This window comes from Stenotrophomonas sp. YJH_SMC_57 (assembly GCF_059369755.1).
Window position 1 is genome coordinate 238810 of the sequence record NZ_JCAFSZ010000007.1, and the last position, 21351, is coordinate 260160.

Below are 21351 nucleotides of genomic sequence, written 5' to 3' on the forward strand. Positions count from 1 at the left end.
GCGGATTCTCAATCCTGCTTCAGCAGCTGCACCAGCTGGCGCAGGCGGTAGGGCTTGGGCAGGAACTCGACCTTCTCCGGCAGCGGCGGAAGCTGCGAGCGCGCGTAGCCGGACGAGAGGATCATCCGTGCCTGCGGTTGTTCGCGTGCCACGTGCTCGCTCAGCTCGATTCCGGACATGCCGTTGGGCATGCTGATATCGCTGAACACCACATCGAAGCGCGCTTCGCCCTTGAGCAGCTCCGCGGCCTCGTGGCCATCGGCGGTGGTGGCCACCTCGATGCCGAAGTCGCGCAGGGCCAGGCCGATCATCTCGCGAAGATCAGTCTGGTCCTCCACCATCAGTACGCGGATCGGGTCATCGGTCATCGGGTGTTTCCTCTGTTGCGGGGAGCAGCAGGCTGACCGTGGTGCCAACACCGGGGGTGGTGGACACGTCGACGAAGCCGCCGCTCTGGGTAGTGAATCCGAACACCTGGCTCAGGCCCAGGCCGCTGCCCTTGCCGATGTCCTTGGTGGTGAAGAACGGTTCGGTCGCCCGCTCGGCGATGTCGGCGGCCATGCCGTGGCCTTCATCGCAGACGCTGAGGGTGACATATCCGCGTTGCAGCGTGGTGTCCGCATCCGGGTCGAGGCGATGTTCCAGTGCCGTGCCGATCAGGATGCGGCCGCCATCGACGGTGGCCTCCACCGCATTGGCGACCAGGTTGGCCAGCGCGGTCTGCAGCTGCAGCGCATCGGTGCTCACCGGCGGCAGGCCCGGTGTGAGGCGTGCATCCAGGGTGAGTGTGGGCGGGCAGGCGCGCTGCAGATCCGGCAACCACTGCCGCACCAGCGCGTTCATGTCCAAGGGCTCGCGGATCAGGGTCTGGCCGGTGCTGAAGGCCAGCAGCTGGCGGGTCAGCAGGGCGCCGCGGTCGGTCGCGGCCTGGGCGGCATCGAGCAGTTCAGCGGCGCGCACGTCGTCACCGCTCACGCGCAGTGACAGCAGGTCCAGCGCGTTGCCGATGGTGGTCAGCAGGTTGTTGAACTCGTGCGACAGGCCGCGGCTGAGCCGGCCGACCGTCTCGAACTGCTGGGTGTTGCGCAGTGCACGCTGGGCATCCCGCAGCAGGCGCTGTGCCTGCCAGTGTTCGGTGATGTCGCGGGTGATCTTGACGAACCCGAGCAGTTCGCCGCCCTCGATGACCGGCTCGATGACCACGCTGGCGCGGAACGACGAGCCGTCGTGGCGCACCCGCCAGCCCTCGCTGGCGACATGGCCGTGCTGCGCCGCCAGGCGAAGCAGGCGCTGCGGCTCACCGGCATCGCGCTCGGCGGGCAGGTAGAAACGACCGAAATGCGTTCCCACCACCTCGTTGGCTGAATAGCCCTTGATGCGCTCGGCACCCGGGTTCCAGCTGCAGACGATGCCTTCGGGATCAAGCAGGTACAGCGCATGATCGCGCACGCTGTCGATCAGCAGTCGCAGTTGTCGGGAAGGGTCCGTCAGTACGGACGTCGTAGAGGCTGCAGCGTCCACGTGGAAATAAGTGTTACCCCTGTGAGGGACGTGAAGCTAGGCATTGAAGTGTGAAGGATACGTGCAGGTGCGGCACGTGCCAAATGTCCTGTGCGGCTGAATGCGACACGGGGTACCATCACCCACCCTTTGCCCTCTGGAACCGACCTGCATGCGTCCTGGTGCGACCACGCGTGACCGCTGGATCTGGATGACCTCCGCCGTATTGCTGGCGGCCACCATCGCCCTGGAGCTGGTGGTGCCGCTGGGCTATGCGGTCTGGCTGGCCTATTTCCTCGCGGTAGGCGTGACGGTGTTCCAGCGCAGCGTGCGCGCGCCGTTCATCGTTGCCGCGATCGCCTGTGTGCTGCTGGTGATTGGCTTCAATGTGGCCCCGGCCAGCAACAATTCATCGTTCTCGTTCGTCAATCGCAGTATTGGTGGCTGCGCGTTCCTGATGATCGCGTTGATCGTCTCCCGCGCCATCGAAGCGCGGCGGCAGGCGATGCGGGCACTGTGGCTGCAGGAAGCAGAGAATGCGGTGGCGATGAGCCTGCGTGGTGACCTGGGGCCTGAGCAGATCGCCGAGGCGGCGGCCACCCAGCTGGGCGGCCAGCTGCAGGCAGACGTTGGCGCGGTGTACCGGCTGGAAGGCGGACGCCTGCAGCTGACCGGTGGCATGGCACTGCCGTCGGGCATGCCGGCGTCGCTGGCCTTGCAGGAAGGCGTGGCCGGGCAGGTAGCCCGTGACGAACGCATCCGGCACCTGCACGGCGGTGAGGCCGCCGTGCTTGAACTGCAGACAAGCCTGGGGCGACTGCCAGTCAGCGAGCGCATCCTGGCGCCGATCAGCAGCGATGGCGCCGTCGTCGGTGTCATCGAACTGGGCCGCACCCAGGTGGGCGGGCAGCGCGACCTGGATCGCGAGCTGCTGGAACGCTGTGGCGAGACCATCGGCATGGCCCTGCGGGCCTCGCTGCTGCGGGCACAGCTGGTGGTGCTGCTGGAGGAATCGCAGCGCCAGGGCGAGGAACTGCAGGCGCAGCAGGAAGAACTGCGGGTGGCCAACGAGGAACTGGAAGAGCAGAGCCGCAGCCTGCTGCAGTCGCAGAGCCACCTGGAAGAACAACAGGCCGAGCTGGAGCAGAGCAACGTCCAGCTGGAAGAGCGCACCCACGAGCTGGAGGCGCAGAAGCAGGCGCTGCTGGTGGCGCAGGGCCAGCTGGTGCGCAACAGCAACGAACTGGCGGCCACCTCGCGCTACAAGTCCGAGTTCCTGGCCAACATGTCGCACGAACTGCGCACGCCGCTGAACAGCTCGCTGATCCTGGCCAAGCTGTTGGCCGACAACAAGGACGGCACCCTGACCGACGAGCAGGTGAAGTATGCGCGCGCCATCCTGTCGTCCAACAACGATCTGCTGGCGCTGATCAACGACATCCTCGATCTGTCACGCATCGAGGCCGGCCATGTCGAGCTGGCCGACGAAGTGGTGGTGGTGGACAGCGTCGTGCAGCGCCTGCGCGAGACCTTCGAGCCGATGGCCCGACAGAAGGGCCTGGCGTTGCAGATCGAGGCCGATGCGCTGGCGCCGAGCCAGCTGGTGGCCGACAGCCAGCGCCTGCAGCAGATCCTGAAGAACCTGCTGGCCAATGCGCTGAAGTTCACCGAGCACGGCAAGGTCAGCCTGCACGTTCGTGCCGCTGGCAGCGGCCGCATCCGCTTCGAAGTCGCAGATACCGGCATCGGCATTGCCCGTGAGCAGCTGCAGGTCATCTTCGAAGCGTTCCGCCAGGCCGATGGCAGTACCCGTCGCCGTTACGGCGGCACCGGCCTCGGCCTGTCGATCTCGCGCGACCTTGCCGAGCGCATGGGCGGCAGCATCCACGTCGACAGCGAGCCGGGCCGCGGCAGCTGCTTCATCCTGGAACTGCCGCTGCAGGGCGCGCCGGTAGCGGTGTCGGCTGAAGCGCCGGCGCCGGTGTCCATCGCGGCTTCGCCGCAGCCTGCGGCAGCGGTCGCCGCACGCACGGCTGCCGCGCCTGCGGTTGCCCCGGTGGCGGCGCCGACCATCGCTACTGTGGCTGATGATCGTGGCCGTCGCCAACGCGCCGGGCGCTTGATCCTGGCGGTCGAGGACGACGCCACCTTCGCCGAAGCGCTGGTGGTGCTGGCGCATGAGCTGGATTTCGACTGCGTGGTCGCGACCACGGCCGAAGAAGCCCTGTCGCTGGCCGCGGAGCTGCGCCCCAACGGCATCCTGCTCGATATCGGGCTGCCTGATGTGTCCGGCCTGAGTGTTCTGGAACGCTTGAAGCGCAATCCCGACACACGCCATATTCCGGTGCACGTGGTCTCGGCGATGGATCGCGGCCAGGTGGCGCGTGAGCTGGGTGCGATTGGTTTTGCAATCAAGCCGACCACGCGCGAGCGGCTGGTGGCGGCCATCGAGCAGCTGGAGCAGACCAGCCAGCGCGACGTGCGGCGCCTGCTGATCGTCGAAGACGACAGCGAGCTGCGCCACAACCTGGAACTGCTGCTCGGCCGCGAGCAGCTGCAGATCATCGCGGTGGGCACCCTGGCCGGCGCGCTGGAGCAGCTCAGCACCGTCACCTTCGATTGCATGGTGATGGATCTGTCGCTGCCCGACGGCAGCGGCTACGACCTGCTGGAGCACATGGCAGGCAATGACGATGTCGGCTTCCCGCCGGTGATCGTCTACACCGGCCGCGCGCTCAACCGCGAGGAAGAGCAGCGCCTGCGCCGCTATTCGAAGAGCATCATCATCAAGGGCGCACGTTCGCCGGAACGCCTGCTGGACGAAGTGACCCTGTTCCTGCACAGCGTCGAGGCCAGCCTGCCGAGCGACCAGCAGCGCCTGCTGCGTGAAGCGCGGCGCCGCGATACCGTGCTTGATGGCCGCACCGTGCTGCTGGCCGAGGACGATGTGCGCAACATCTTTGCCCTGTCCAGCGTGCTTGAACCGCTGGGCGTGACCCTGGAGATCGCGCGCAATGGCCAGGAGGCGGTGGATCGCCTGGCCGAGCGCGAGGTCGACCTGGTGCTGATGGACATCATGATGCCGGAGAAGGACGGCCTGGCGGCGATGCGCGAGATCCGAGCGCAGCGCCACCTGCAGGACCTGCCGATCATCGCGCTGACTGCCAAGGCGATGCCGGACGACCGCGAGCGCTGCCTGCAGGCCGGTGCCAACGATTACATCGCCAAACCCATCGACGTCGACAAGCTGGTCTCGCTGTGCCGCGTCTGGTGCTCGCGGCAATGAACGAGCAGGCGCTGTTCGACCTGGAACTGAAAATCCTGCTGGAAGCGCTGTACCAGCGCTACCACTATGATTTCCGCAGCTACGCGGTGTCGTCGCTGCGCCGTCGCATGCGCCAGGCCATGCAGCGCTACGAGTGTGATCGCCTGGTCGATCTGCAGCACCGCCTGCTGCACGAGCCGGAGCTGTTCGCCCAGGCCATGCAGTTCTTCACCGTGCAGGTCTCGGAAATGTTCCGTGACCCGGCCTATTTCCGCGAACTGCGGGAACAGGTGGTACCGGTGCTGCGCACCTATCCGTCGGTGAAGCTGTGGGTGGCCGGGTGCAGTACCGGCGAGGAAGTGTGGTCGCTGGCGATCCTGCTGCACGAGGAAGGCCTGCTCGAGCGCAGCATCGTCTATGCCACCGACATCAATCCGGCGGCACTGGCCACCGCCGAAGCCGGTGCGTATGGCATCGACCGCATGGCGCAGTTCAGCCGCAACTACCTGGCGGCGGGCGGCACGGCATCGCTGTCGGACTATTACGCCACCGCCTACGATGGCGCGGTGTTCGACCGCCAGCTGCGCCGCAACGTGGTGTTCGCCGACCACAGCCTGGCCACCGACACCGTGTTTTCCGAAGTGCATCTGGTGTCGTGCCGGAACGTGCTGATCTACTTCAACCGCGACCTGCAGGACCGGGCGGTCGGGTTGTTCCGCGAGGCGCTGGTGCACCGTGGTTTCCTCGGCCTGGGCAGCAAGGAGTCGCTGCAGTTCGGGCATCACCACGATGCCTTCGACGTCTGTTCGCGCGAACACCGCCTGTACCGGAAGGTGGCCTGATGGTGGTGCAGGCTCGCCCTGCGGTGGTGGTGGTGGGAGCGTCGGCGGGAGGCGTTGCAGCGCTGCAGGCCGTGCTCGGGGCGCTTCCAGCCAGGTTGCCCGCGCCGGTGCTGGCCGTGCTGCACCTGCCACGCGATCGCTCCAGCCGTATTGCTGAGGTGCTGGCGCCGTATTGCGCACTGCCGGTGCGCGAAGCGGAGGACAAGCAGCCGCTGCAGCCAGGCACCGTGACCTTCGCACCGCCGGACTACCACCTGCTGGTGGAAGATTCCGATGCCATAGCGCTGTCGGTCGATGCGCCGGTGCTGTTCTCGCGTCCGGCCATCGATCCCCTGTTTGAATCAGCGGCTGCCGTGTTTGGTGCGCAGGTACTGGCGCTGTTGCTGACCGGTGCCAGCAGCGACGGCAGCGAAGGTGTTGCCGCAGTGCGCGCCGCGGGCGGCCGTGCCTGGCTGCAATGCCCCGAGGAAGCCGAGGCATCGATGATGCCGGCTTCCGCCCTGCAGCACGCCGGCGCCGACGCCGTGCTGCCCCTTGAATTGATGTGTCGTCGCCTGAAGGAGTTGTTTGCATGAACCTGCTGCCACCGGACCCTGCGCAGTCGCAGACCCCGGTCAACCTGCTGATCGTCGATGACGTGCCGCAGAACCTGGTAGCCATGCAGGCCCTGCTGCAGCGCGAGGGTGTGAACCTGTTGCTGGCGGGCTCGGGTGCGCAGGCCCTCGAGCTGCTGCTCGAGCACGAGGTCGCCCTGGCCCTGCTGGACGTGCACATGCCGGAGATCGATGGCTTTACCCTGGCCGAGCTGATGCGTGGTTCGCATCGCAGCCGCACGGTGCCGATCATCTTCCTGACCGCCTCGCCGGACGATCCGGTGCGCGCGTTCAAGGGCTACGAAACCGGTGCGGTGGACTTCCTGCACAAGCCGGTGGCGCCGCAGGTGATCATGAGCAAGGTCAACGTCTTCATCGAGCTGTACCAGCAGCGGCAGCTGCTGAAGGCGCGCAATGAAGCGCTGGAGCGAGCGCTCAAGCTCAATGAGACGATGGCCGCGGTGCTGACCCACGATCTGCGCACGCCGCTGTCGGCGATCCTGCTCTGTGCGGACAAGCTGGCGCTGGAGCTTCCGGAGGACAACGCGGGGGCACAGCAGACGCTGCAGCACCTGGAGGCCAGCACGCTGCGCATGGCGCGGATGGTGGAGCAGCTGCTGGACTTCTCGCGTATCCGCAGTGGTGGCCTGCGCCTTGAGACCAGTGCCTGCGACCTGGCCGAGGTCACCCATGCGGTGATTGCCGAGGCGGGCAGCGCGCACGGTCACGAGCGTATCCATTTCGACGCCATCGGCGATACCCGCCTGCAGGGTGACATGGATCGGCTGGGGCAGATCGCCGCCAACCTGGTGGGCAATGCGTTGACGCATGGCAGCGAGGCCCTCGTGCAGCTGGATGGGCGCGATGCGCGCACGGTGGTGATGCGGGTGAGCAATGCCGGCCATATCGATGACGCGCTGTTGCCGCGGCTGTTCGAACCGTTCAAGGCCAGCTTCCACCAGAGCAAAGGTCTGGGCCTTGGCCTGTACATCGTCGATCAGTTCGTGCGCGCACATGGTGGACGCATCGGCGCGCGCAACGAGGCAGGGCAGGTCGTATTCGAAGCAAGGCTCCCACGGCGGTGGGACGCAGCCGGCGGCACCGCAAGCTGAACTCTTCAGGCTGGGTGCACCCGCATTGAGACGGACTCGTCCGCACCTGCTACCGTGCATTCACACCCTGCCAAGGACGCACCATGCCATTGCGCGCCATCGCCTACGTCAGCCGGGCGCTGCCGGAGCTCTCCGTTGAGCGGCTGCAGGCGCTGGTCGAGGATGCCGCGCGTTTCAACAAGATGGCGGGCGTGACCGGCGTGCTGCTGCATGACGGTGATCGCTTCCTGCAGTACATCGAAGGTCCGCCAGACGGGATCGATTCGGTGTATGAGCGCATCCTGCAGGCGGGCAGCCACATCGACATCATCGAGCTGGCGCGCGGCCGCCTGGGCCAGCGCCAGTTTCCGTACTGGTCGATGCGCGCGTTGCCGGTGGAGGCCGCGCTGCTGCGGCAGCTTTCGAGCAGCGACTGGTCCGGTTTCAGCCGGACCCTGGAAGGAGATCGTTCGGCACCGACCCCGGTCGACCTGCTGGATGCGGTGGTGCAGCCGGCACTGCACGCCGGTTGAGATTCAGCGCACGTCGCCTCCGCAATAGGCGGTGTACAGCGCCTGCAGCACCCCCAGCGCCGGGCCTTCCTGCATGCGGTAGTGGATTGCCTGCGCCTCGCGCCGGGTCGCCACGATCTGCATTCCGCGCAGCACCGCCAGGTGCTGGGACAGCGCCGAAGCGCTGAGGCCGGTCAGCGCCTGCAGTTCCGGCACCGGCGCCTCACCCTCGACCAGCCGGCACAGCACCTGCAGCCGGGCAGGATGGGCCAGGCTCTTGAGCAGCGCGGCCGCCTGCGTGGCGTGCTCGGCCATCGTGGCAGTGTCGAGCGGCGGGTGGGTCATGGTTGACCTTTTTGTTTAGAGGTGTCTAATTTAGAGAAATCTAAATTTAAGGGCAATCCATGCATGGCATCAAGGAAGGCGGGGCATGAACCTGCCATGGAGTGCGCTGGCGGGCGGTGCGTTGATCGGTATGGCTGCCGTGTGGTTGCTGGCTGCCACCGGGCGCGTTGCGGGCATCAGCGGGATCGCTGCGGGCAGCCTGCGCGCAGGTAGAGGCGAGCGTGGCTGGCGCTGGGCCTTCCTCATGGGGCTGCTGGCAGCGGCAGGGCTGGTGCTGTGGTGGCAGTCGGTGCCCGGCAGCGCTCCACGTGTACTGCTGCGCGATGCCTTGCCCGCCTGGCAGCTGATCGGCGCCGGCCTGCTGGTCGGTTTCGGTACCCGCCTGGGCAGCGGCTGCACCAGTGGCCACGGCGTATGTGGCATGGCCCGTGGTTCGAAACGGTCGCTGCTGGCGGTGCTGGTGTTCATGGCCTGCGCGATGCTGACCACGTTCGTGGTTCGCCACGGCGGAGCCCTGCTGTGAGCCGCGCCATCTGGGCTGCCGCTATGGCGGGCGCATTGTTCGGCGCCGGGCTGGCGCTTTCTGGAATGACCGATGCACGGCGCGTGCTCGGCTTCCTCGACATCCGTGGCGCGTTCGATCCCACGTTGATGTGGGTGCTGGGCTCGGCGCTGCTGGTCAGTGCAATCGGCCAGCGTTGGGTGCTGCGTCGCGCGCAGCCCTGGTTTGCCCTTCGCTTCCAGCTGCCGACGGCACATGATGTGGATGCTCGCCTGCTACTGGGCGCGGCACTGTTCGGCATCGGCTGGGGATGGGCCGGCTATTGCCCCGGGCCGGCCATCGCCGGGTTGGCCGTGGCATCGCGTGAAGCGCTGTGGTTCGTGCCGGCGATGGTGCTGGGCTTCTGGCTGCACGATCGCCTCGTGCGTTGAGGCTTCACCCCTGTGTCACGATCGATCGGGTCAGATCCATGGACCACGGGGAACGGAGCGCAGTGACATGGCACGGATGAAGTGGAAGGGAAGGGCGATGCTGGCCATGGCGCTGGCGTCCGCGATCGCACCGGCGCTGGCCTGCACGCGCGCGGTGTACCTGGGCGACAACGGTGATGTGATCACCGCGCGTTCGATGGACTGGAAGGTGGATGTCGCCACCAATCTCTACGTGCTGCCGCGTGGCATCGCACGCACCGGGCAGGCTGGCCCGAAGTCGCTGGCCTGGACTGCCCGCTACGGCAGCGTGGTGGCCACCGGCTACGACGTGTCGACCACCGACGGCATGAACGAAAAGGGCCTGGTCGCCAACCTGCTGTGGCTGGTCGAGTCGGATTACCCGCAGGAGCGCGGCAACAAGCCGGGACTGGCGATCTCGCTGTGGGCACAATATGTGCTCGACAACTTTGCCACGGTGGACGAGGCGGTGGCCGCCCTGAAGCGTGAGCCGTACTCGATCGTCACCGACAAGGTGCCTGGCGAGGACCGCCAAGCGACGCTGCATCTGTCGCTGTCCGACGCCACGGGTGACAGTGCCATCGTCGAGTACATCGGCGGCCGCCAGGTCATCCACCATGACCGGCGCTACCAGGTGATGACCAACTCGCCGATCTTCGACCAGCAGCTGGCGCTCAACACCTACTGGCAGCAGATCGGCGGCACGGTGATGCTGCCGGGCACCAACCGCTCTTCCGATCGCTTCGCCCGCGCATCGTTCTACATCAACGCCATTCCCAAGGCCGAAGATCCGGTGGAGGCACTGGCCAGTGTGTTCAGTGTGATCCGCAACGCCTCGGTGCCATACGGCATCACCACGCCGGGCGAGCCGAATATCTCCTCCACGCGCTGGCGTACCGTGGCCGACCACAAGCGGCGGCTGTACTTCTTCGAGTCGGCGTTGACCCCGAACACGTTCTGGGTCGATCTGAACAAGGTCGATTTCGGTGGCCCGGTGCTCAAGCTCGACCTTGGCAAGGACCAGCGGAACACCTTCGCCGGCGATGCGCTGGGCCACTTCGTGCCCAGCGCGCCGTTCACCTTCCTCGGCGTCGACGGTTAGTTCGACGCCTGGCTGGAGGCCGGGTACACCGCCTGGATGGTGCAGGCACCGCGGCGGCTGAAGCGGGGCAGCGGCGCCAGTTCGTCGCTACGCTCGTCGTAGCTGGCGAAATCAGCGGTGACCACCCGATCGCCCGGGTTGCCGCAGATCAGGCCATTCTGCATGCCCGACTGGAAGCTCAATTCCGGCGACCGGTCGAGCTGGAGGCAGTGGCTGCCCAGTTCGACCCGGTAGAAGCGATGGCCGCCGCTGCGCCGCGGATTGGTTTCCACCAGCATGCCCTGCGTGTCGGACGACCAGCCACGCACATTGCGGGTGGCGAAGCAGTACGAGGGCGAGCCGCCGAAACCGCGGCGGACTTCCTTTCGCTCGCGGATGGTCAGGGCTGGCAGCGTGGCGGTGCGCAGGCGATCACTGTCGCGCGCAACGCTGGCGTAATCGCGGTTCTGCACTGGCGTAACCGCACTGACGGCGCAGCTGTGGCCGTCCACCACCACCCGCTCGCTGGGACGACCGCAGGCCCAGCCGGCAGGTGCCTCCAGTTTCAGCGTGGTGGCAGCGCGAACGCCGGGGCAGTCTTCGTTGAAGTCGATCCGATAGGCCTGGCCGGAGGCGGAGCGTAGCGCGATCGAGCGCGGTGAGGCCTGCTCGACCTCCTGTACGCCGACCGCGTCCATGCAGTGTGGGGCCGGCGGCGTACGCGCCTGGGCGGAAGCGGTAGCGGCGAGGGCCAGGCCGAGGCTGGCGGCGAGCAGCAAATACATCTGCTGATGGGTCATGACCTGCACTCCTTGCGTGGGTTGACACCTCGACTATAGCAACGGTTTGCACGGCCCGTGTTACACGCGCACACTGCCCGGATGGGCGCGATCTTCCATCTGCGGCACTATGGCCAGGCCACCGGCCTGGACCGCCATGCCTACGCGCAGTGGGTGTTGCCGTTACAGGGCGAACTGCAGTTCGAGATGGAAGGGCGTGGCGGCCGCCTGGACCTGCTGCAGGGTGCTTTCGTGGCCGCCGGCGAGGCCCATGACCAGATGGCCGATGGCCCGAACGGTTTCGTGATCGTCGACTGTGCGCCAGGCGTGCTCGATGACGGCACCCAGGAGCATCTGTGCCGCCAGCGCTGGCTGCACCTGCCGCTGGCGCTGCGCCGGTGCCTGGCCGATGTGCAGGCCGGCCGGCCGATGCCGGCGCTGCTTCCGCAGTTGCTGCAGACGTTTGCACCGGCCGGCAGTGGCGCTCGCATGCAGGGGCTGTGTGCGGCGGTGCAGGCCGATCCGGGCCAGGCATGGCCGGTGGCGCGCATGGCGGCGTCTGTGGGGGTCAGCGAGAGCCGCCTGCATGCCCTGTTCCAGCGGGAATTCGGCCTCAGTCCCCAGGCCTGGCTCGGTGCCAGCCGGTTGCGCTGGGCCAAGCACCAGCTGCGCACCAGCGCCGCGCCGATCAGTGACATCGCGCTGTCTGCAGGCTATTCCGAGCAGAGCGCACTGACCCGCGCGCTGCGCCGCGAGTGTGGGCAGACGCCGGCCGCGTGGCGCAGGGGCACCGATTTGTAGCATCGAGCCATGCTCGGCCGCCGTTCGCGCGATGGCCGGTGCAAAAGCAGTGGAGCATGGCTCGACGCTACAAGGGCACCAGGGCAGTAGCCTGGGTCAAGAGGGTTCCGCCGCCCACCGACTACACTGCGCGGCCTCTTCCCCCACGAAGAATCCCAATGCGCAACAACCCGATGGCCCTGGGCATCGCCAATGGCGTTGCCGCTGGCGCGCTATGGGGCGTGGTCTTCCTCGCCCCCGCCGTGCTGCAGTCGTTCAATGCCCTGCAACTGTCCGCCGGTCGCTACCTGGTCTATGGCCTGATCGCGGTTGCGCTGTTGCTGCCACGCTGGAAGCGGCTGGCGCCACAGTTGGGGCGTGCTGAATGGACCGGTCTGCTGTGGCTGAGCCTTGCCGGCAACCTGGTCTACTTCCTGCTGCTGGCGACCGCCGTGCAGTGGGCAGGCGGCGCGGCGGCCTCGCTCATCGTCGGCCTGATCCCGGTGGTGGTGACCCTGGTGGGCGTGCGCGAGAAGGGCGCGGTGCCGCTGAAGCAGCTGTTGCCGGCACTGGGCCTGTGCGTGCTCGGTGTAGCGCTGGTCGGTTGGGAAGCGCTGATGTCCGAACACCTGGCGACGCCCTGGCGGCAGCGCCTGATCGGCCTGTTGTGCGCGTTCGGAGCGCTGTTCTCGTGGGCGCTGTACTCGATCGGCAACAGCCGCTGGCTGGCGCGGCGGCCGGATCTGTCCAGCCACGACTGGTCGCTGCTGACGGGCGTTACCACGGGTGGCCTGGCCCTGCTGCTGGTGCCGATGGCCTTCATCGGCCACACCGGCAGCCACACGCCAGCGCAGTGGGGCGGGTTCTGGGCGGTCAGTGCCGGCGTGGCGGTGATCGCCTCGATTCTGGGCAACGCGTTCTGGAATCGCGCCAGCCGCCTGCTGCCGCTGACCCTCACCGGGCAGATGATCGTATTCGAGACCCTGTTCGCGCTGCTGTATGCGTTTGCCTGGCAGGGCCGTTGGCCCACTCTTCTGGAAGCACTGGCGATCGTGTTCCTGGTGGCCGGGGTGATGCTGTGCGCGCACGCCCACCGTGCGCCCCGGGCGATCGCCGAACATGCCGGCTGAATGCATGCTTCAAGCAAGCTGATGACCGCTTTGTCTCAGATGCAACCAAATGCCGGCACGTTGGCCGATGATCGCGGCGGCGTTTTTTTGCATCGCAGCACTTGACAGCGCCAGGGTGCGCGGTGTTTTCTGTGCGCCATGGTCCTTGATGCCGCCCACGCCAGCCTGAACGCCCCCGCCACCGCGGGCCGTTCGACTGCGCCGGTCGCCACCACCACCATTACCACCACCACCGTCACCACTGCCCTGGTGCGGCCCGTCGTCTTCGTGTAACTCCCGAAAACCACGGCCCCGCACCATCCAGGTGGCGGGGAAACTCGACACCTGCATGCGACGGGGCCTCCTACCGAGGTCTGCATGTCTTCCCACGCCCCCGCCCATCCCGTTGCCCCGGCCGATCTGGCTGCGCCGTCCACTGTCGTGCACAAGTTCGGTGGCACCTCGGTGGCCGACGCCGAACGCTACCGCCATGTTGCCGGCCTGCTGCTGGCCCGTCCCGAATTGCTGCAGGTCACTGTTGTTTCAGCGATGAAGGGTGTCACTGATGCGCTGATCGAGCTGGCCCAGCTGGCCGCCAAGGGTGACGAAGGCTGGCGTGAGGCCTGGCATGCGCTGCGCGCGCGCCATCGTGGCGCTGCGGTGGCGCTGTTGGGCGAGCAGGTGGGCGAGACCGTGGAATGGATCGACGCGCGCTTCGAGCAGCTGGCCGAGGTGCTTGCGGCGCTGGCGGTGATCGGCGAGCTGCCCCGTGAAGTGCTCGATCGCGTGCAGGGCCTGGGTGAAGTGTTTTCCGCGCAACTGCTGGGCACGCACCTGCGTGCACGCGGCGAAGACTGCGCGGTGCTCGACGCGCGCGACGTGCTGGTGGTCGGGCATGGCGAACTGGGCGTCGATGTCGACTGGGAGGCCAGCGCGGACCGCCTGGCCAAGTGGCGCCTGCAGCATCCACAACTGCGCCTGGTCGCCACCGGTTTCGTGGCGCGTGACCGCCATGACCGCATCACCACGCTTGGCCGCAACGGAAGTGACTATTCCGGGGCGATCTTCGCCGCGCTGTTCAACGCCGATGAACTGCACATCTGGACCGACGTCGATGGCGTGCTGTCGGCAGATCCGCGGCTGGTGCCCGAGGCGGTGCAGCTGGAATCGCTGAGCTATGACGAGGCCTGCGAACTGGCCTACTTCGGCGCCAAGGTGGTGCACCCGCAGACGATGTCACCGGCCATCCGCCTCGGGCTGCCGATCTTCATCCGCAACACCTTCCAGCCGGCGCATCCGGGCACGCGCATCAGCGCCGAGCGCTCGCCGCGCGGGCCGGTGAAGGGCCTGACCCTGAGCCCCGGGCTGGCCCTGCTGAACCTGGAAGGCACCGGCCTGATCGGCGTGCCGGGTACCGCCGAGCGCGTGTTCGCCGCCCTGCGCCAGGCGCAGGTGTCGGTGGTGATGATCTCGCAGGGTTCGTCGGAGCATTCGATCTGCTGCGTGGTGCGTGCCGGCGAAGCTGCGCGCGGTCGCGACGCCCTGCTGCATGTGTTCGCGCATGAGTTGTCGGTGGGCCAGGTGCAGCGCGTGCAGGTCAGCGAGGGGGTCAGCGTGCTGGCCGCGGTCGGCGACGGCATGGCCGGTCAGCCCGGTGTGGCGGCGCGTCTGTTCGAGGCGCTGGGCCGTGCGCAGGTGAACATCCTGGCGATCGCGCAGGGCTCGTCCGAACGCAACATCTCGGTGGCGGTGGACAGTGCCGATGCCACCCGCGCGCTGCGTGCCGCACATGCGGGCTTCTGGCTGTCGCCGCAGACGTTCGCGGTGGGGGTGATCGGACCGGGCAATGTCGGTGCCGCATTGCTGGACCAGCTGCTGGCCGCGCGCCCGCAGTTGCTGGCCAAGGCCAATGTCGACCTGCGCCTGCGTGCGCTGGCCTCGCGTTCGCGCATGCGCCTGGAAGTGGATGGCCTGCATGCCGATTGGCGCCAGGCATTGCAGGAAGCCGGCGAGTCCAGCGACCTGGATCGCTTCACCGAGCATCTGCTGGCTGCGCACCTGCCGCATGCGGTGGTGATCGACTGCAGTGGCAGTGCCGAGGTGGCCGAGCGCTACGAGGGCTGGCTGGCCGCCGGCATCCATGTGGTCACGCCGAACAAGCAGGCCGGTGCAGGGCCGCTGCCGCGCTACCAGCGCATCCGTGCCGCGGCGGCGGCCAGTGGCGCGCGTTTCCGTTACGAGGCCACGGTGGGTGCGGGCCTGCCGGTCATCACCACGCTGCGCGACCTGGTGGATACCGGTGACGAGGTGCTGGCGATCGAAGGCATCTTCTCCGGCACACTGGCCTGGTTGTTCAACCGCTTCGATGGCAGCCAGCCGTTCTCGGCACTGGTCGCGCAGGCACGGTCGATGGGTTACACCGAACCGGACCCGCGCGATGATCTGTCCGGCGTGGACGTGGCGCGCAAACTGGTGATCCTCGCCCGCGAGGCCGGCCACGCGCTCAGCCTGGAACAGGTGCAGGTGGAAAGCCTGGTGCCCGCCCTGCTGCGCGACGGCAGCGTGGATGCATTCATGGCCAGGCTGGGCGAGTCCGATGCCAGCCTGCAGCAGCGGCTGCAGGAGGCACGCGCGCGTGGCGCCGTGCTGCGCTATGTCGCCAAGCTCGGCGCCGACGGTGCCTCGGTGGGCCTGCAGGAGCTGCCGGCCGACCACGCCTTCGCCAATCTGCGGCTGACCGACAACGTGGTGCAGTTCCGTACCCGCCGCTACTGCGACAACCCACTGGTGGTGCAGGGCCCCGGCGCAGGCCCGGAAGTCACCGCGGCCGGCGTGTTCGCCGATCTGCTGCGCGTGGCCGCTGGTGAAGGAGCGCGCCTGTGATCGCACGTGCGTACGCGCCCGCCTCGGTGGCCAATGTGGCAGTGGGTTTCGACATTCTCGGCCATGCCATCGCCGGGATCGGCGATACCGTAAGCGTGCGCAGGATCGACGAACCGGTGGTGCGCATCGAGGCGATCCGTGGCAGCGCGGTCGAACTGCCGCTGGACGCGGCCGGGAACACGGCGGGTGCTGCGTTGATGTCGCTGCGCGAAGGGCAGGGCCTGGACTTCGGTTTCGCCGTCGAGATCGACAAGGGCATTCCGTTCGGCTCCGGCATGGGCGGTTCGGCGGCGTCGAGTGTTGCGGCGCTGGTCGCGGCCAATGCGCTGCTGGATGCGCCGCTGCCACGCGAAGCGTTGTATCCGCATGCGCTGGACGGCGAGGCGGTGGCCAGTGGCGGCCGCCACGGTGACAACGTCGGCCCGCTGCTGCTGGGGGGGCTGGCATTGTGCACGGCTGATCGCCTGCTGCCGATCCCGGTGCCTGCCAGCTGGCACAGCCTGCTGGTGCATCCGCACGCGGTGCTGGAAACCCGGCGCGCGCGCCAGGCATTGCAGGGCAGTTACGCGCTGGGCGAATTCGTCGCGCAGAGCGCGAACCTCGCGCTCGTCCTCAGCGGTTGCCATCGCAGCGATGCCGGGCTGGTCCGCGCCGGGTTGCGCGACGTGCTGGTGGAGCCGCGCCGGGCGGGCCTGATCGCCGGTTTCGAGGCCGCCCGCGATGCAGCGCTGTCGGCCGATGCAATGGGTGCAGGCATCTCCGGTGCCGGCCCCAGCGTGTTCGCCTGGTTCGAGGATGCTGACCAGGCCCGCGCCGCGGTGGCACCCGTGCAAGCCGCGTTCGCGGCTGCCGGATTCGACAGTGATGCCTGGGTGTCGCCGCTGGATGCGCCGGGAGCCCGCCTGTGCTGAATTCCTCCCTACTACTGGATATCGAACCCATGCACTTCGTTTCGACCCGCGGCCAGTCCCCGGCCGTTGGCCTCAGCGCGGCGATCGCCGCAGGATTGGCGCCCGATGGCGGGCTGTACGTTCCCGAGCTTCTGCCGCCCGCCCGCGAACTGCAGGCTGGGACGACCCTGGCCGATACCGCCGCCGATCTGCTTGCGCCGTTCTTTGCTGGCGATGCACTTGAGGCTGCGCTTCCGGCGATCTGCCGCGAGGCCTTCGACTTCCCGGTACCGCTACGCCCGCTCGGCGCTGGTGACCATGTGCTGGAGCTGTTCCATGGGCCGACGGCGGCGTTCAAGGACATCGGTGCGCGCTTCCTCGCCGGTACGCTGTCGCGGCTGCAGGCGGGCAAGGGCCGCGCCCTGACGATTGTCGTTGCCACCTCCGGCGATACCGGTGCAGCGGTGGCAGCGGCGTTCCATCGCCAACCCGGCGTGCGCGTGGTAGTGCTGTATCCGGATGGCCGCGTGTCGCCACGGCAGGCGCACCAGCTCGGTTGTTTCGGCGACAACATTCAGGCCCTGCGGGTGGCCGGTGCATTCGACGATTGCCAGGCGATGGTCAAGCAGGCGCTGGCCGACCGCGACCTGCAGGCGAAGATTCCGTTGAGCTCGGCCAACAGCATCAGCCTGGGCCGCCTGCTGCCGCAGATGAGCTACTACGCGCATGCGGCACTGACCCATCACGCTGAGACGCGTCGCCGGCTCAACCTGGTGGTGCCGACCGGCAACCTCGGAAACGCGATGGCCGCGGTGCTGGCGCGCGCACTGGGTGTACCGATCGGGCAGATCGTACTGGCCACCAATGCCAATGCGGTGCTGCCGGCGTACTTCAATGGCGGTGACTACCAGCCGCAATCCAGCGTGGCGACGGTAGCCAATGCGATGGACGTGGGCGCGCCGAGCAACTTCGAGCGCCTGCGCTGGCTGTACCACGGCGACGATGCCGAATTGCGCGCAGCCTTCCGTGCATTTGCGGTGGACGACGTCACCATCCGCGCCACCATTGCCGCAGCGCACGCCAGCAGCGGCGAGCTGTTCTGCCCGCACACGGCCACGGCGGTCAAGGTCCTGCAGGACCAGCGTGCACGCGGCGCCAAGGGCGACTGGGCGGTAGTGGCCACCGCGCATCCGGCCAAGTTCGAGGCGGTGGTCGAGCCATTGATCGGGGAGCCGGTGGCGGTGCCGCCGGCACTGGATGCGCTGTTGCAGCGGCCAGCGCACGCTGAACCGCTGGCCGCCGACTACGCGGCGCTGCGTGAGGTGTTGCTGCGCTGACCGGAGAGGGGCACGGTTGCCGGCCAGCGGCCGGCACTACCGGATGGATACGACACGGGTAGAGCCGGCCGCTGGCCGGCAACCCAACCAACCGTACTGCGGTCAGATCAACCCTTCACCGGCCAGCTCGCGCAGCCCGTCCTCGTCGAGGATCTCCACCACGTTCAGGTGGGGCAGGGCGATCAGGCCCTGCTGGCGCAGCTTGGTGAAGGTACGGCTGACTGTTTCCATGGTCAGGCCGAGATGGTCGGCGATGTCGCCACGGCCCATCGGCAACGACACACGCAGGCCGTCGCCGCCAAGACGGGCCTCGCGCGCGGCCAGGCGCAGCAGGAAGTCGGCCAGCTTCTCGGCCGGTTGCAGGCGCGCCAGTGCCAATGCGGCGTCCTGCGCGGCATCCAGCTCCTGGCAGGCGCGCTGCAGCAGCTTGCGCTCCAGGTGCGGGAAACGGCTGCGCAACACCTTCATCTGCGGCAGTGCGACGCGGCACACGCGGCTGTCGGCGATGGCCTCGATGTCGTAGCGATGATGATCGCTGCTGCTGAGGCCGAGGTAGTCCCCGGGCAGCACGAAACCGTTGATCTGGCGGCGGCCGTCGGCCAGGGTGCGCACCAGGCGCAGCGCCCCGGCGGTCAATGTATAGACATGGTCACGCTCTTCGCCGGTGCGGGCCAGCGTGCTGCCCATGCTGACCTGCTGTGAAACAGTGACCTGCTCCAACGCCTGCACTTCGTCGGGCGACAGCGCCGAGCACACCGCCAGGTGGCGAACCGAGCAGTGCAGGCAGTCCAGCGTGGGGCAGGACGGCGAGGCGGGATCGTTGTTGGCGGGCGGAGCGCCGGAAGGCCGTGACATGTTGCGGGGGCGTATCGCGGTCGGGGAGGGCCTTATGATACTTCAAGCGGCCGTTCGACCCTGCCCGAGGCGGGGGCGCTAGAATGTCGCCCCCTCCCACGTCCCGTTCCAGCAGGAGTTCCGCCCGTGATCAAGCCCCGTACCCCGCCCGGCACCCTTGAACTGCTGCCGCGCGAGCAGATTGCGTTCCAGCGCATGCTGGACGTGATCCGCCGCAACTACGAGCGCTTCGGGTTCCTGCCGGTGGAGACGCCGGTGTTCGAGCTGTCCGACGTGCTGCTGACCAAGTCCGGTGGCGAGACCGAGCGCCAGGTGTACTTCGTGCAGTCCACCGGTGCGCTGGCCAATGCCGCCGAATCGGGCGACCGCTCGCTGCCGGAAATGGCGCTGCGCTTCGACCTCACCGTGCCGCTGGCGCGCTACGTGGCCGAGCACGAACACGAGCTGACCTTCCCGTTCCGCCGCTACCAGATGCAGCGGGTCTACCGCGGCGAGCGTGCCCAGCGCGGCCGCTTCCGCGAGTTCTACCAGTGCGACATCGATGTGATCGGCAAGGACAGCCTGAGCGTGCGTTACGATGCCGAAGTGCTGGCGGTCATCCACGCGGTGTTCTCGGAACTGCGCATCGGTGACTTCAGCATCCAGCTGAACAACCGCAAGCTGATGCGCGGATTCTTCGAGAGCCTGGGCGTGGCCGAGGGCGAGCGCCAGCTGGCGGTGCTGCGCGAAGTGGACAAGCTGGACAAGCGCGGTGCCGACTACGTGCGCGAGACGCTGGTGGGCGAGGACTTCGGCATTCCGGCCGAGCAGGTCGAGAAGATCCTGGCCTTCGTCGCCGTGCGTTCGCAGGGCCATGCCGATGCGCTCGCGCAGCTGGCTGCGCTGGAGACCGACGCCGGTTCGTCGGAGATCCTGCGTACCGGCGTGGCCGAACTGCGCGAAGTGCTGCAGCTGGTGCAGGCGCTGGGCGTGCCGGAAACCGCGTACTGCCTGAATTTCTCCATCGCCCGCGGCCTGGATTACTACACCGGCACCGTCTACGAGACCACGCTGACCGACCACCCGCAGATCGGCTCGATCTGCTCGGGCGGCCGTTACGAAGACCTGGCCAGCCACTACAGCAAGTCCAAGCTGCCGGGCGTGGGCATCTCCATCGGCCTGTCGCGCCTGTTCTGGCAGCTGCGCGAGGCTGGCCTGATCGAAGGCATCGAAGGCAGCAGCGTGCAGGCACTGGTCGCGCTGATGGACGAGCAGGGCATGCCGCAGTCGCTGGATATCGCCCGCCGCCTGCGTGCTGGTGGCATCAACACCGAAGTGCAGATGGAGCCGAAGAAGATCGGCAAGCAGTTCCAGTACGCGGCCAAGGCCGGCATCCGCTTCGTGGTGCTGGCGGGCGAGGACGAACTGGCCCGCGGCGTGGTGGCGGTGAAGGACCTGCTGCGTGAGCAGCAGTTCGAAGTGTCGCGCGATGAGCTGGCCAGCACGCTGCAGGTGGAGCTGGAGCAGTCGAAGGCGATGGCATGAAGCGAGCCGCCGCAGGAGCGTTGAGTGCGCTCCTGCTGGCCGGTTGCCAGAGTGATCCGGCGCTGCACAGCGCCCGGATCGGGAAGGCGCAGTACCGGTTGCAGGTTGATCGTTGCCATGTGATCGATCGCGCGCAGCTGGAGGAGGACCTGCGGGCCCTGGCCTCGCGGAAGTGCCCGACGGGCGCAGGTGAGCTGGAGAACATCCAGCCCCTGCCGAGCCGGCAGGGCAGCCTGTTCGGGGAGTGCCTGCGGCGCGGCGCGCTGCAGGCGGAGATCCGCTGTTCGCCCTGATTGTTTCCAAATTGCTGATTTAAAAGAAGAACGCCCGCCCTTTGGTGGGCGTTCTGCGTTTCAGGGCGAACAGCAGTCGAGCATGGCTTGACTCTACAAAAGCCGGTTTCGATCCGATCCACGCCGTTCTGAAATATCGCGGGAAACCATCGAAGGCGGGGTGGGTCCGGTGGCAGGGGTGTGAGCGGCATGGATGCCGCGACCAAGCCCCCATGGACGGGTTCACGGCGTCCCCTGCCACCGGACCCAGCCCGCCAACACTCAGTAGCCCGGCTTTTGCCGTTGCTCCGGCCTCTGCGGGTGCAGGGCGGCAGCCCTGCCATGCCCCCAATCCACGATTTGACGCACTGCGCAAGAATGCGTTAATGTACTAACGCGCTATTACATTGATGCATGGAAACGACCCCGTGAAAGCCCGCCCCGAGATTGCCGCCAAAGACCCGAAGGCCGACCTGCAGGCTCTGGCCCGGGCGTTTGCCGCGCTGCGCGAGCCAGAACAGGTCGAGGCCTTCCTGCGCGACCTGTGCACCCCGGCCGAGCTGGAAGCCATGGCCGACCGCTGGAAGGTGGTGCCGCTGCTGCAGCAGGGCGTGCCGTACCGCGAGATCCACGAGCGTACCGGCGTCAGCGTGACCACCACCGGACGGGTGGCACGCACGCTCGAGCATGGCCATCGAGGCTATGCCGCCGCCATCGACCGCCTTGCTTCGCGCTGATCCGC

Annotated in this window: 22 protein-coding genes; 16 read left to right on the forward strand and 6 right to left on the reverse strand. The window is 67.6% G+C overall.

The features are described 5' to 3' along the window. Positions 1-8: 8 nt before the first annotated feature. Entirely contained in the window at positions 9-368 is a 360-nt protein-coding gene (locus tag AC5P7U_RS11730) for a response regulator (RefSeq protein WP_006436191.1), read from the reverse strand. Further along, positions 358-1521, reverse strand: coding sequence for a two-component system sensor histidine kinase NtrB (locus AC5P7U_RS11735; RefSeq protein ID WP_197563019.1), 1164 nt, complete (start codon positions 1519-1521; stop codon positions 358-360). The genes AC5P7U_RS11730 and AC5P7U_RS11735 overlap by 11 nt, the downstream gene beginning before the upstream one ends. Before the next feature lie 151 nt (positions 1522-1672). On the opposite strand from AC5P7U_RS11735, the gene AC5P7U_RS11740 reads away from it, so the two are divergent. The 5 genes from AC5P7U_RS11740 (at position 1673) to AC5P7U_RS11760 (ending at position 7824) form a co-directional block, all read left to right on the forward strand. Further along, positions 1673-4786: a response regulator gene (locus AC5P7U_RS11740; protein WP_197563021.1), complete on the forward strand. Its 3114-nt coding sequence runs from the start codon at positions 1673-1675 to the stop codon at positions 4784-4786. Beyond that, a complete protein-coding gene (locus AC5P7U_RS11745) occupies positions 4783-5607 on the forward strand; it encodes a CheR family methyltransferase (RefSeq protein WP_006436197.1) in 825 nt (274 codons plus the stop codon). The genes AC5P7U_RS11740 and AC5P7U_RS11745 overlap by 4 nt, the downstream gene beginning before the upstream one ends. Then, positions 5607-6182: a chemotaxis protein CheB gene (locus AC5P7U_RS11750; RefSeq protein WP_006436198.1), complete on the forward strand. Its 576-nt coding sequence runs from the start codon at positions 5607-5609 to the stop codon at positions 6180-6182. The genes AC5P7U_RS11745 and AC5P7U_RS11750 overlap by 1 nt, the downstream gene beginning before the upstream one ends. Further along, on the forward strand, positions 6179-7312 hold the full coding sequence (locus tag AC5P7U_RS11755; protein WP_006436200.1) for a hybrid sensor histidine kinase/response regulator: 1134 nt from the start codon (positions 6179-6181) through the stop codon (positions 7310-7312). Before AC5P7U_RS11750 ends, AC5P7U_RS11755 begins: the two co-directional genes overlap by 4 nt. Positions 7313-7395: 83 nt before the next feature. Next, positions 7396-7824, forward strand: coding sequence for a BLUF domain-containing protein (locus tag AC5P7U_RS11760; RefSeq protein WP_006436202.1), 429 nt, complete (start codon positions 7396-7398; stop codon positions 7822-7824). A gap of 3 nt (positions 7825-7827) precedes the next feature. Here AC5P7U_RS11760 and AC5P7U_RS11765 read toward each other — a convergent pair whose 3' ends face one another. Beyond that, positions 7828-8148 (reverse strand): ArsR/SmtB family transcription factor, encoded by a 321-nt coding sequence (locus AC5P7U_RS11765; protein WP_006436203.1) that lies wholly within the window; start codon positions 8146-8148, stop codon positions 7828-7830. Positions 8149-8233: 85 nt separating this feature from the next. Between AC5P7U_RS11765 and AC5P7U_RS11770 the strand changes: the two genes are divergently transcribed. From AC5P7U_RS11770 to AC5P7U_RS11780, 3 genes are all read left to right on the forward strand, one after another. Beyond that, positions 8234-8671, forward strand: coding sequence for a YeeE/YedE family protein (locus AC5P7U_RS11770; RefSeq protein ID WP_006436205.1), 438 nt, complete (start codon positions 8234-8236; stop codon positions 8669-8671). Beyond that, a complete protein-coding gene (locus tag AC5P7U_RS11775; protein WP_197563023.1) occupies positions 8668-9081 on the forward strand; it encodes a DUF6691 family protein in 414 nt (137 codons plus the stop codon). The genes AC5P7U_RS11770 and AC5P7U_RS11775 overlap by 4 nt, the downstream gene beginning before the upstream one ends. Before the next feature lie 67 nt (positions 9082-9148). After that, positions 9149-10201, forward strand: a complete 1053-nt coding sequence (locus AC5P7U_RS11780; RefSeq protein WP_197563025.1) for a linear amide C-N hydrolase — start codon at positions 9149-9151, stop codon at positions 10199-10201. On the opposite strand, the gene AC5P7U_RS11785 is transcribed toward AC5P7U_RS11780, so the two are convergent. Then, positions 10198-10980: a DUF6491 family protein gene (locus AC5P7U_RS11785; RefSeq protein WP_197563026.1), complete on the reverse strand. Its 783-nt coding sequence runs from the start codon at positions 10978-10980 to the stop codon at positions 10198-10200. The genes AC5P7U_RS11780 and AC5P7U_RS11785 overlap by 4 nt on opposite strands. A gap of 81 nt (positions 10981-11061) precedes the next feature. Here AC5P7U_RS11785 and AC5P7U_RS11790 point away from each other — a divergent pair, with 81 nt between their 5' ends. Together AC5P7U_RS11790 and AC5P7U_RS11795 are read left to right on the forward strand one after the other, a co-directional pair. Continuing rightward, positions 11062-11760, forward strand: a complete 699-nt coding sequence (locus tag AC5P7U_RS11790; protein ID WP_197563063.1) for a helix-turn-helix domain-containing protein — start codon at positions 11062-11064, stop codon at positions 11758-11760. A gap of 158 nt (positions 11761-11918) precedes the next feature. After that, positions 11919-12869: an EamA family transporter gene (locus AC5P7U_RS11795; RefSeq protein ID WP_197563028.1), complete on the forward strand. Its 951-nt coding sequence runs from the start codon at positions 11919-11921 to the stop codon at positions 12867-12869. Positions 12870-12878: 9 nt separating this feature from the next. Here the strand turns inward: AC5P7U_RS11795 and AC5P7U_RS11800 are convergent, their stop codons facing one another. Beyond that, a complete protein-coding gene (locus AC5P7U_RS11800; protein ID WP_197563030.1) occupies positions 12879-13199 on the reverse strand; it encodes a hypothetical protein in 321 nt (106 codons plus the stop codon). A gap of 27 nt (positions 13200-13226) precedes the next feature. Here AC5P7U_RS11800 and thrA point away from each other — a divergent pair, with 27 nt between their 5' ends. The 3 genes from thrA to thrC are packed head-to-tail and all read left to right on the forward strand — an operon-like array spanning position 13227 to position 17958. Then, entirely contained in the window at positions 13227-15731 is a 2505-nt protein-coding gene (gene thrA / locus AC5P7U_RS11805; RefSeq protein WP_197563031.1) for a bifunctional aspartate kinase/homoserine dehydrogenase I, read from the forward strand. Then, the gene (locus AC5P7U_RS11810) at positions 15728-16642 is read left to right on the forward strand and encodes a homoserine kinase (protein WP_197563033.1); all 915 of its coding nucleotides are present in this window, start codon (positions 15728-15730) and stop codon (positions 16640-16642) included. Before thrA ends, AC5P7U_RS11810 begins: the two co-directional genes overlap by 4 nt. 29 nt (positions 16643-16671) lie before the next feature. After that, a complete protein-coding gene (thrC, locus tag AC5P7U_RS11815; protein ID WP_197563035.1) occupies positions 16672-17958 on the forward strand; it encodes a threonine synthase in 1287 nt (428 codons plus the stop codon). Positions 17959-18060: 102 nt separating this feature from the next. On the opposite strand, the gene AC5P7U_RS11820 is transcribed toward thrC, so the two are convergent. Then, complete coding sequence (locus tag AC5P7U_RS11820) at positions 18061-18813, reverse strand: Crp/Fnr family transcriptional regulator (RefSeq protein WP_006436589.1); 753 nt, start codon at positions 18811-18813, stop codon at positions 18061-18063. 126 nt (positions 18814-18939) lie between these two features. Between AC5P7U_RS11820 and hisS the strand changes: the two genes are divergently transcribed. The 3 genes from hisS (at position 18940) to AC5P7U_RS11835 (ending at position 21346) form a co-directional block, all read left to right on the forward strand. After that, positions 18940-20337: a histidine--tRNA ligase gene (gene hisS / locus AC5P7U_RS11825; RefSeq protein WP_006436591.1), complete on the forward strand. Its 1398-nt coding sequence runs from the start codon at positions 18940-18942 to the stop codon at positions 20335-20337. Further along, positions 20334-20630, forward strand: a complete 297-nt coding sequence (locus AC5P7U_RS11830; RefSeq protein WP_197563037.1) for a hypothetical protein — start codon at positions 20334-20336, stop codon at positions 20628-20630. The genes hisS and AC5P7U_RS11830 overlap by 4 nt, the downstream gene beginning before the upstream one ends. 407 nt (positions 20631-21037) lie before the next feature. Next, positions 21038-21346: a YerC/YecD family TrpR-related protein gene (locus AC5P7U_RS11835; protein ID WP_100041167.1), complete on the forward strand. Its 309-nt coding sequence runs from the start codon at positions 21038-21040 to the stop codon at positions 21344-21346. Positions 21347-21351: the final 5 nt, after the last annotated feature.

Bases quoted from the DNA above. Each gene is read 5' to 3' on its own strand.
- AC5P7U_RS11730 (WP_006436191.1), bottom strand. From the start codon at position 368: ATGACCGATGACCCGATCCGCGTACTGATGGTGGAGGACCAGACTGAT.
- AC5P7U_RS11740 (WP_197563021.1), top strand. From the start codon at position 1,673: ATGCGTCCTGGTGCGACCACGCGTGACCGCTGGATCTGGATGACCTCC.
- AC5P7U_RS11745 (WP_006436197.1), top strand. From the start codon at position 4,783: ATGAACGAGCAGGCGCTGTTCGACCTGGAACTGAAAATCCTGCTGGAA.
- AC5P7U_RS11750 (WP_006436198.1), top strand. From the start codon at position 5,607: ATGGTGGTGCAGGCTCGCCCTGCGGTGGTGGTGGTGGGAGCGTCGGCG.
- AC5P7U_RS11755 (WP_006436200.1), top strand. From the start codon at position 6,179: ATGAACCTGCTGCCACCGGACCCTGCGCAGTCGCAGACCCCGGTCAAC.
- AC5P7U_RS11760 (WP_006436202.1), top strand. From the start codon at position 7,396: ATGCCATTGCGCGCCATCGCCTACGTCAGCCGGGCGCTGCCGGAGCTC.
- AC5P7U_RS11765 (WP_006436203.1), bottom strand. From the start codon at position 8,148: ATGACCCACCCGCCGCTCGACACTGCCACGATGGCCGAGCACGCCACG.
- AC5P7U_RS11770 (WP_006436205.1), top strand. From the start codon at position 8,234: ATGAACCTGCCATGGAGTGCGCTGGCGGGCGGTGCGTTGATCGGTATG.
- AC5P7U_RS11780 (WP_197563025.1), top strand. From the start codon at position 9,149: ATGGCACGGATGAAGTGGAAGGGAAGGGCGATGCTGGCCATGGCGCTG.
- AC5P7U_RS11785 (WP_197563026.1), bottom strand. From the start codon at position 10,980: ATGACCCATCAGCAGATGTATTTGCTGCTCGCCGCCAGCCTCGGCCTG.
- AC5P7U_RS11790 (WP_197563063.1), top strand. From the start codon at position 11,062: ATGGGCGCGATCTTCCATCTGCGGCACTATGGCCAGGCCACCGGCCTG.
- AC5P7U_RS11795 (WP_197563028.1), top strand. From the start codon at position 11,919: ATGCGCAACAACCCGATGGCCCTGGGCATCGCCAATGGCGTTGCCGCT.
- AC5P7U_RS11800 (WP_197563030.1), bottom strand. From the start codon at position 13,199: ATGCAGGTGTCGAGTTTCCCCGCCACCTGGATGGTGCGGGGCCGTGGT.
- thrA (WP_197563031.1), top strand. From the start codon at position 13,227: ATGTCTTCCCACGCCCCCGCCCATCCCGTTGCCCCGGCCGATCTGGCT.
- thrC (WP_197563035.1), top strand. From the start codon at position 16,672: ATGCACTTCGTTTCGACCCGCGGCCAGTCCCCGGCCGTTGGCCTCAGC.
- AC5P7U_RS11820 (WP_006436589.1), bottom strand. From the start codon at position 18,813: ATGTCACGGCCTTCCGGCGCTCCGCCCGCCAACAACGATCCCGCCTCG.
- AC5P7U_RS11830 (WP_197563037.1), top strand. From the start codon at position 20,334: ATGAAGCGAGCCGCCGCAGGAGCGTTGAGTGCGCTCCTGCTGGCCGGT.